Below are 9,563 nucleotides of genomic sequence, written 5' to 3' on the forward strand. Positions count from 1 at the left end.
GAGAAACCGAGGGTGAACAGCGGCCTCCCGGCTGGTTCATGAACCCTCGCGTACACACCGGTCGACACCGCGACGGCGGCACCGACCAACAAGGCAACGCCTAAGGATTCGGAATAAAATAACTTGTTCACTTCGGGGTCCTCGCGAGCCCGTGACCTGCGAAGACGCATATTGGCTTGCATTAATTACTTCATTACGAATTCTAATGCCGTACCCGCATTCGTCTGCCGTTCGGCCCGGTCCGTGCCGGCTGCCATACCGCCCCCCGTCCCCTGAGACATCCTTGCTGCGCGAACTATGTCGGAAAGAACGCGGGCGCGTCCAGAGCCGTCGGGGAGATGACATCGTCAGTGGGATGACGATGCCGTCGGCTTGGATGACGGGCGGGCCGGAGCAGGGCCCGGCGTCAGGGCCGGAGACGGGCCCGCACCGCTCGGCGGAGTTCGTCGGTCGCGTCGACAACGACGCGGCGCAGGAGCGGGTCGAGACGATCGCGGGCCAGCAGGGCGTCCGCCTCCCGCACCGTCCCCACGGACACGGCGAACTGCGGATAGGCGTAGGTGGCGATCTGCCGGGCGGCGTGCGGGGATCGCCGGGCCGCCATCGCCGGCATCTGCTCGAAGTAGCGGGAGACGTACCCGCCGGTGAGATCCGCCTGCTCAGGCGGCCAGAAACCCTCGGCCGTCGCGGCGACGAGCCGGGCGGACATCGTGTCGTCGTCCACGATCGTCCGCCAGGCCCGGGCCTTCGCCTCGAGATCGGCGACGGCGGCGCGGGCCCACGCCGCATGCTCAGCGGCCCGGGCGCTGCGATCATGCCGGCTCTCGGCCGCGATCTCCGCCTCCCCGGCCCGCCCGAGTACGACCAGCCGGTGTAGCAGAGTCCAGCGTAGGTCCGGGTCGATGACCAGTCCGGCCGGCACGCCCGCCCCGGCGAGCCACGCCGCCAGTGTTCCCGCCTGCGCCGGTCCACTGCACCCGATGACCCCGCGGGCGGCGGAGAGCTGATGACCGCCTCCCGGTGCGGCGGCCGCGAGGACCCGCGCGCAGGCGGCGTGGAGCTCCTGCGCGGCCGCCGGTCGCGCCGACGGTGCGAGGTAGCGGTTCAGCACGGTGGCCCGGACGAAACGCAGGGCGTCCTCGAAGACGGCGATCTCGGTCTCCCGGGGCAGCGCACCCACGGCGAGCGTCAGATAGTCGGCGGCGGGCCATTCGGCGTCCCGGGTCGCGTCGGCCGCGGCCGCCCAGATGATCGCCCTGGCAAGCGGATCGGCCGTCCGCGGCAGGACGGTGGGCAAAGCGGCGAGGTCGGCCGGAGTGAAACGGACCTTGGCGTAGGTCAGGTCGCCGTCGTTGACCAGCAGCAGGCATCCCGCCTCGCTCCCGACCAGTGACGCGATCCCGGTGCGCCCGTCCGGCGCCGCCGGATCGATGTCCACCTCCACCCGGCGGAGCAGCACGATCGGCTCGGTCGGGTCGGTCGGCTCTGCCGGGCCGTAGACGCCGATGCCGATGCGGTGCGGACGCAGCGTCGGGTGCGTCGGCGGTGCCGTCTGGATCACCGTGACCTGCGCGAGGCGGCCGTCGGAACCGATCGTGATCTCGGGGCGCAGCGTGTTGACCTGTGCGTGGCGCAGCCACACCTCGGCCCAGCCGGCGAGGTCCCGGCCGCTCGCCGTGGTCAGCGCGGCGAGCAGGTCGGCCAGGGACGCGTTGGCGAAGGCGTGCTGGGCGAAGTACGCCCGCAGCCCGGTCAGGAAGGCGTCGTCGCCCACCCAGGCGACCAGCTGCCGCAGGGCCGACGTTCCCTTGGCGTAGGAGATGCCGTCGGAGTTCAGCAGGGCGAGCGCGGTGTCGGGGACGTCGGCCGGGGCCACCGGGTGCGTCGACGGCCGCTGGTCGGCGGCGTAGCCCCAGCTCTTGCGACCGACGGCGAAGCTGGTCCACGCCCCGGTGAACCGCGTCGCCTCGGCGGTCACCCGATAGCCCATGTACTCGGCGAACGACTCGTTCAGCCACAGGTCGTCCCACCAGCGCATGGTGACCAGATCACCGAACCACATGTGGGCCATCTCGTGGGCGATGACGACGGCACGCAGCTCCCGTTCGGCCTCGGTCACCGCCGAGCGGAACACAAACTCGTCCCGGAAGGTCACGCACCCCGGGTTTTCCATCGCGCCGGCGTTGAACTCGGGCACGAACGCCTGATCGTAGGTCCCGAACGGGTACCGGCTCGCGAACAGCTCGTGGTAGCGGTCCAGGCAGGCCCGGGTGATGCCGAAGATCTCCGCCGCGTCGGCGTCGAGGTACGGCGCGAGCGAGCGGCGGCAGAGCAGCCCGAGCGGGATGCCGTCGTGGAAGTCCTCGACGAGGTGGTACGGCCCCGCGACCACCGTCACGAAGTAGGTCGCCAGGGGGGCCGTCTCGGTGAACTCCCACGGCCCCGGCAAGGTCTGCTTCCCGGCGCCGTTCGCCCGCACCGTCCAGTCGGGGGGTGCGGCCACGCTCAGGCGCACCGGCGCCTTGAGATCGGACTGGTCGAAGCAGGCGAACATCCGCTGGGCGTCGTCGAGGAAGGTCTGCGCATACAGGTAGACCTCGCCGTCCTCCGGGTCGGTGAACCGGTGCAGCCCCTCGCCGGTGTTCGAGTACCTCATCGTGGCCGTCACCACGAGCTCGTTCGTCGCGTGCAGCGCCGCGGAGGGGGAGCCGGTTGCCGTCGACGGCGGAGGGGGTCCAGCGGCTGGCCGTTGAGCCACAGCTGCTGGATGGATGCCGGTTTGAGCTCGACGAACGTCGTCAGCGCCGGTTCGCCGCCCGCCGACGAGCCGTCCGTGGCGAGAGAGCCGTCCGTGGGGGAACGGAGGCTGAAGCGCACCCTGGTCGTCGAGCCGAACTCCGTCGACGTGCGCGCCGCGGTCAGGTCGAGCTCGATCTCGTAGCCGTCAACGCGGACCAGGCCGGCACGGGCGAGAGCTTCGTCCCGGGTGAGGCTGTGCATACGGCGAACTTATGGGATGCCTCGTCGCCCGTCCGGCGCGGACCCGGTCACCCCTCCGATCTTGCCGGGTGGCTCGTCGATGTCAGTGCCCAGGGGCGAGGACAGGGTCGGTGACGCCGTGGGGGCAGGCGAACCGCTCGATGTCCCAACCGGCCCGGTAGGCGCTGTCGTAGAAGCCGAGGACGCCGGCCCGCCGGTCCGGGCTGCGTTCGAGGGCCGCGAGCGGGAGGACTCCGAAGCTGACCACCTCCCGCGAATAGGCCTCCCGGGTGACCGGATCGGTCTCGGCGGACTGGTCGACGGGCCGGTCGGCGAATCGGGTATGGGCGATGTCGAAGGTGTGCCAGAAATGGTGGACCGGGCTGACCTTGCCGCTGAATCCGGCGGCGAATTCCTCCAACAGCAGGTTGACCTGGCTGAGCGTCTGCCAGTAGCGGGCCACCGCCGCCGGGTCATAGGCGGCGTGCTCGGTGTCCTCGTTGAACGGACGTGCCGCGTCCAGCAGATCGAACGGATGCGGATGGTCAAGGCGGATCTTGATGCCGAGTGCCGCCAGCGCGTCGAAGGTGCGGCGGTAGAACGACGCTACCGACTGCGCGACCAGGGGAAACGAGATCGTCTCGCCGTCCAGGCGCTGGACGACCAGCTCATGACCGACGAAGTCGAAGTCGATGGTGAAGATCGGGTTTCCGTCGAGCTGGCCCATCGGACGCGTCGTCAGTCCACGGCCGGTCAGCTGGAACGGCACATTCCACCAGTGGTTGCGCCGTGGGCTCGCGGCCAGCCGGATCTTGCCGACGACCTGCAGGTAACGGTGTACGGTCTGCTTGGTCTCGGCCCAGCAGGACAACGGGAACGGGGCCAGCATCTCGACCATGGCGATCCCTCCGAACCGAACGAAGTGGAGCGGACAGCGCCAGTCTGAACACCGAAGGTGTTCCACGCATCCCGGGGGAGGACGTCACGGTTCAGCACCGGTCGGGCCGGCCACGGCAGTCCGGGACGATGACCCGGCGAATCTCGATCTCCCCGTCGCCGAACGACTTGAGGACCACCGAGTGCCGGAGCGCCTCGGCGACGAGCGGGATCTCACCGAGCACCGAGTCGGGGGGCTTGCCCATCATCAGGTAGTCGACGTCACGCCAGCCGTGGGGGAACCGGCCGCGCACCTGAGGGTCGAGGTCCAGCTTGTAGAACCACACTGGCAGCGGCCGGCGCCCGGCGATCGTGAGGTCGGTCCAGGCGATGTCGTCAGTGATGACGGTGCCCTCGGAGGAAATGTTCGCGAGAAACCATCGGGTCGCCTCGCGGCTCGGGGCACTCGCGTCCCGGGTGAGCGCGGTGCGGATCTTCGGTGTCCAGTCCGGGATCACCGTCGCGGCGGCCACGGACAGGGCCACAAGGACCACGAGGCAGCGCAGGCCGTTGACGATCGTGGCCGCGGTCGGCCCCGACCTCGACTCCGACTTCGACCCCGGTCGGGCATGATGCGGCGGACCGCGTCGCGGCTGTGCTCCACTCGGCAGGACGGCGTCGAGCAGTCCTGCCACGCACAACGCGGCGAATGGGAGCATCGCGGTGATGTAGGGGTTGGGCAAGTAGCCGTTGCGGAAAACGAAGGCGAACTGCAGCAGCAGCAGTCCGGCGACGACCCGCAGCCGCCGCAGGGCGAGCAGGGGAACCGCGGCCGCAATACCGGCGAGGACCAGGTAGGGATCGAGATCGAGCCAGGACCGCACGACATGGTAGGTGTCACTACCGGTGTCAAGCACGCTGCCGCTCGGGGCCCGGTCGAACAGCTGCCATCTGATCGCCCATTCCAGCGAGACGTGGCCGGGCCCCTCGAACAGCTCGTTCTTCGCGGCCGCATACAGGATGTAGATACCGCACACGCCGATCAGGCAGCCCATGAAGTTGCGCCGCACGAATCGCCAGTTACGAGGATCACGATTCTGCCGGAGCAGTACGTATAACCCCGGGAGGAAGATCAGAACGGTTTCTTTCGACCAGAACGCGAAGGCCATGAAGATCCCGGCGAACGCCGCCGCCGCGACACTGCGGCGCGGCGACGCCGCGCACACCAGGGCGGCGAGCAGCCACATCACGGCGATGTTGTCGAGGAACGCCATCCGCTGATACCACAGGGCGAGCGGTGAAAGCGAGAAGACGAGCAGGGCCAGGCCGGCGAAGAACCGTCGTAGGCCGAGGAGCCGACCGAACCGGTACAGTAGCACGCAGCTCACCAGATGCACGCCGAACATGAGCTCGTGGGCGGCGGTGACCGCCGTCGGCGCCCGGTTGAAACCATCAGTGATCTTCGTGTAGATGGCAATCAACAGCCATCCGCCGAACGGATGGTCGTACCAGTACGTGTAATGCGCGATCCGGTTTCAGTACTGCATCGAATACGCCTGGGCGGCATACGTGCCCTCGTCGTCGGTGACGCGGCCCGGCCAGCCGTCGAAGTTATAACCGTGCAGCACCGCCACCACCGTCAGGAGCACGGCGAGCAGGAGCAGGCTGCGGCGGCGGGCGCCGGCCCAGCCGACCAGTCGGCCGGCGAGTTCCCCGGCCCGGGCGGCGATCCAGGTCACGGCGGTCTGCGGGCCGAGCAGGCGGGGGTACGGGTTCGCGGCGTCGGGTGCGGTCACGACGCCGCCTCCAGCTCGAAGCGGCCGGAGGCGGTGCTGTGGTGGGCCCCGGAGTGGGAGGTCTTCTCCCACTCGACCCGGCCACGCAGCAACCGGGCCGTGGCGCGCACTGCGGCGGCGGAAAGCGCGAGCTGGTACAGCGGGGCGCAGAGCACGAGCCGCACGCTGTCCCAGCGACGCAGATCGAGCCCGTACGCCTCGGCGAACTCGCGGAACGCCGCCTGTTCGGAGAAGACCGTCATGACGGTCGCACCGAACGGAAGCCAGAAGACGATGACCAGACCGGTCGGCGCCGCCAGGAACAACGTGAGGACCAGCGACACCGGCAGCAGGACGCCGGCGAGTGCCTGGAAGAACGGCATCGTGAGCATCTCCACCGCCATGATGCGCTGGCGTGCTCCCGGAAGCGCCCGCCAGTCCCCCTTGAAGAGGACCTGCATGAATCCCATCATCCAGCGGGTGCGCTGGACGACGAGTTTCGTGAGGCTTTCCGGGGTCTCCTCCCGGATCGTCAGATCGGGGTGGTAGAAGACCGCGGTCGGGATTCCGGCGACCGAGGCCCGCACCCCGAGGTCACAGTCCTCGGTGAGGAAGGAGACGTCCCACCCACCGAGCCTTTCCAGCACCGTTCGCCGAATGAACACCGTATTGCCGCCAAGTGGGATGAAACGCGCGCGCCTGGAAACGCAGCCGCGACATGAACCAGATGTAGTACTCGAGGCAGTTGCGGGCCCGCCACCAGGAGGTGCCCGTGTCCAACCAGTGGAGGAACGCCCGCATCGGCGAGTGGTCCGCGGCGCGCCGCCACGCCGTGGCACGCGCGTTCATGAGCTGCACGCCGCCCTGGAAGATGCCGACGTCGGCGTGGCGCAGGGCCAGCGTGTTCACGTAACGCAGGAGTCCCCCGGCGATCAGGGACTCCGCGTCGACGACGCCGACCAGGTCTCCGGTGCAGTGCCGGCGGGCGTCCTCCAGGGACAGGGGTTTACTACGCCGGCTGCCTTCGGGCGCGACGACCCGCACGTTGGAATGCCGGCCAGCGATCTCCTCGGCGACCCGCCGGGTCTCCTGGTCGACCTCGTCATGGGACACCATCACGACCAGTTCCACCAGGTCGTGGGGGTAGTCGCCGGCAAGGATCTGGGTCAGGGTCCGCCCGAGCACCGGCTCGTCGCGGGCGGGGACGATGAGCGAGAAGCGGTTGCGGGGCGCGAGGTTGCCGGTCAGGTCCACGTGATGCACCCGCTCGGGGCGCTGCCAGCTGTACTGGCCGCGCACGAGAGTCAGGCTGGCGACCAACAGCATCAGCAGCGAGACGATCGTCCATGTGGCGAGCAGCACGACGTGATGATGCTCGGCCGCACGCACCCCCAGCGTCACCGCGAGGGGCACGCTGACCAGCGCCCACACCCAGCGGCGCCGGCGGCTGGCGCCGGGGGTCGACCCGCGGGCCCGCGCCCGGAACCGACGGGACAGGACCAAGCCGCCGGTCACCGCCGCCACCGCTCCCAGCACCACGGCGAACGGCTGGCCCAGGCGCGGACCGCCGTACGAGACCAGCCTGATGTCCGGCGAACCGGCGAACATGTAGACGTACCAGCCGCCCGACTCGCACGCGAGCCGGGCGAGCCACGGGATCCGCCGGCCCCGGCCACCCCGGCCGAACATCCGAGGCAGGACGATCGCGAGTGCTCCGGGCAGGAGGTAGGACGTGCTCCCGTCGAGACCGGCCAGCTCGGACAGCACGAGGGCCGACGTGGTGTACAGGGCGGCCCCCACCCCGCGGCCCCCCACCTCGCGGCCACTGCGATCCACGGCCGAGGTGAGCGTCGGGGCACGCGGGGAGCTCGGTGCGCACGGGCCTGCCGACGCGCACCGCGGGGGAGCGCCCGCGCACGCGGGACTTCGGAATCGGAATCGGATGTCACCTGTACCTGCCTGAAAGGGGTGGGCACGGAGCACCGCGGGCGGGCGACACCGCGGCGGGTCCGGTCCCCGGCCTGGATGGAGGGTCAGTTCGCCGCGACGAGCTTCGGGAGGTCGGCCACGTACTCGGCGACCGTGGTATCGGCGAATTAGCTCCTCGCCATTCCCTTGTAGTTCGTCGTTGGCGTGGAATACGCCAAGGTGCCGCCGGCAAGCAGGATCCGCCCGTCGGGGAGCTGCACATGCCCGGAACAGAACAGCCGGATGAGGACCCCGCCGGCGCCAAGGCGTACGCCGTCACCGGCGGGTGGGCTACGAAACCGCACCGGGCACCCCGTCCTCCGACGGCCTTCCGCGCGACGGCGACGCCGCCCGCTCAGGCACCGCCCGTCGCCGGTACACCAGCCGATCCACCACCAGGTATCGGACGATCACCGCGGCGGCCAGAGACATCAGGGTCGAGATGCCGACGCCGAGATGCCATCGCCCGACCAGCACCGCGAGCAGTGGCAGCCGGATGACCAGATCGAGGTTGTTGATGAGCGCGAACGCCGGATAGCGACGCAGCCGGGAACCCGTCTCCCGGTCCCAGACCAGGAGCTCGCAGCCAAGGAAGTTCCAGCCGATGGCGATCTGGATCGCGACGATCGCCGCGGCCAGGTAGTGCAGGCCGACGTGGTGAAGCACGGCGGTGCCAAGCAGGTTCGGCACCGTCCCGGACGCCCCGACCAGGGCGAAGCGCGCGGGCTTCGGAACCCGCAACGCGAACAGCCGCCGGGCGAAGCGGGCGCCTTCGGTCAGCGAGGCGTTGGAGGTCCCGGCGCGCCGCTCGGCGAAGGCGTACCCGATCTCGCGGACACGCAGCCGTCCGGACGCGACGAGCAGCTCCAGCAGGATCTTGTAGCCGTCCGGTCGCAGGCCGGCCCGGTCCACGACGGCAACCCGCACCAGGAAGAAGCCGCTCATCACGTCCGAGACGCCGCGCAGCCGACGGGGGAAGACCCACCGGCACAACCGGTTGGACCCCGTCGAGACCAGGTGCCGCATGCTTCCAGCGAGCCCCGATGCGCTGCCGCCGGACACGTACCGGCTGCCGATCACCACGTCGGCGGCATGTTCCACGGCGGTGCCGAGCAGCGCCGGGATGGTCTCCGGCGGATGCTGGAGGTTCCCATCGATGATCACCGCATAGGGTGCGGCACAGAGCGCGAAGCCCTCGCTGACCGCGCCCCCAGCCCGCCGACCCGCTGGGCCGGGGTCCGATGGTGCACCCGTACCGGTAACCGCATCGAGGGGCGGACGCGCGCGATGACCTCGGGTGTTCCGTCGTCGGAGTCGTCAACAAAGATCACTTCTCCGAACAGGCCGTGCAGCGCATCGTCGAGGCGCCGCAGCAGCGGTTCGACGTTGTGCGCCTCGTTGCGGGTGGGTATCACGACCGACACCTGTGGCCCGACGTCCACCCGGGGACCGACCGGTTCCGCGGCCGAACCGCCCGTCCGCTCGGGACGCTCCAGCGGGGGGCGGGGATGCGGCAGAACGGGCAGGCGGAGCAGGCCCGTGCGGTCGTCCGGTCCGCCCTCCGGCCCGGTCCGGCTCCCCCGATCGGCCCCACTCCCCTGCTCGATCCGGCTTCCCCGATCGGTCCTACTTTCTTGATCGGTCCTATCCCCCTGACCGGTCGAGGTCATCGGGTCCCCCCGGGGCTACTGACCCGCGAAACGCGGGTCAGTGCCGAGATAATCCCGATCCGTCGAATTCCGGACAATACAGTGCAACATTCACACGGCCACATTCCTGTGGTGATCATAACGAATTTCCCCCAGAGGCAGCAGAATAAGAGAAGTCCCGGATCGAGCCATCTACCGGCACCCCATGCCCGATCCGGGCCCTACGGTCATAAGGCCGGGCGAAAAATTACCGCAGGCCGTCGGCGGACGGGGGCGGGTGACAATGCCGCTTCCACTCGTTGGATCTTGGTGGTCG

The 9,563-nt window shown here is 69.7% G+C and carries 9 protein-coding genes and 1 pseudogene; all 10 read right to left on the reverse strand.

The window, feature by feature from the left end:
- Positions 1–182 (reverse strand): DUF6529 family protein (locus tag AC08OJ_RS15920; RefSeq protein WP_476596134.1); only part of this gene is annotated, 182 nt, incomplete at its 3' end.
- Between the two features lie 224 nt (positions 183–406).
- Positions 407–2,668, reverse strand: a complete 2,262-nt coding sequence (gene pepN / locus AC08OJ_RS15925; RefSeq protein ID WP_476596135.1) for an aminopeptidase N — start codon at positions 2,666–2,668, stop codon at positions 407–409.
- Positions 2,665–3,000 carry a hypothetical protein gene (locus AC08OJ_RS15930; protein WP_476593831.1) on the reverse strand — a complete coding sequence of 112 codons (336 nt, stop codon included), beginning with the start codon at positions 2,998–3,000 and terminating at the stop codon, positions 2,665–2,667. Before AC08OJ_RS15930 ends, pepN begins: the two co-directional genes overlap by 4 nt.
- Positions 3,001–3,082: 82 nt before the next feature.
- Positions 3,083–3,877, reverse strand: coding sequence for a DUF5996 family protein (locus AC08OJ_RS15935; protein ID WP_476593830.1), 795 nt, complete (start codon positions 3,875–3,877; stop codon positions 3,083–3,085).
- Between the two features lie 91 nt (positions 3,878–3,968).
- Positions 3,969–5,336 (reverse strand): 4-amino-4-deoxy-L-arabinose transferase, encoded by a 1,368-nt coding sequence (locus AC08OJ_RS15940; RefSeq protein WP_476596136.1) that lies wholly within the window; start codon positions 5,334–5,336, stop codon positions 3,969–3,971.
- Positions 5,337–5,390: 54 nt separating this feature from the next.
- Positions 5,391–5,651: a hypothetical protein gene (locus AC08OJ_RS15945; protein ID WP_476593828.1), complete on the reverse strand. Its 261-nt coding sequence runs from the start codon at positions 5,649–5,651 to the stop codon at positions 5,391–5,393.
- Positions 5,648–7,319, reverse strand: a pseudogene (locus AC08OJ_RS15950) (glycosyltransferase family 2 protein). Before AC08OJ_RS15950 ends, AC08OJ_RS15945 begins: the two are co-directional and overlap by 4 nt.
- Positions 7,320–7,726: 407 nt before the next feature.
- A complete protein-coding gene (locus AC08OJ_RS15955; RefSeq protein ID WP_476593827.1) occupies positions 7,727–7,903 on the reverse strand; it encodes a hypothetical protein in 177 nt (58 codons plus the stop codon).
- Positions 7,890–8,762, reverse strand: a complete 873-nt coding sequence (locus AC08OJ_RS15960) for a GtrA family protein (protein ID WP_476596137.1) — start codon at positions 8,760–8,762, stop codon at positions 7,890–7,892. Before AC08OJ_RS15960 ends, AC08OJ_RS15955 begins: the two co-directional genes overlap by 14 nt.
- Positions 8,759–9,268: a glycosyltransferase gene (locus tag AC08OJ_RS15965; RefSeq protein ID WP_476593825.1), complete on the reverse strand. Its 510-nt coding sequence runs from the start codon at positions 9,266–9,268 to the stop codon at positions 8,759–8,761. Before AC08OJ_RS15965 ends, AC08OJ_RS15960 begins: the two co-directional genes overlap by 4 nt.
- Positions 9,269–9,563 lie beyond the last annotated feature (295 nt).

Source organism: Frankia sp. CgKIO3, from assembly GCF_977946435.1.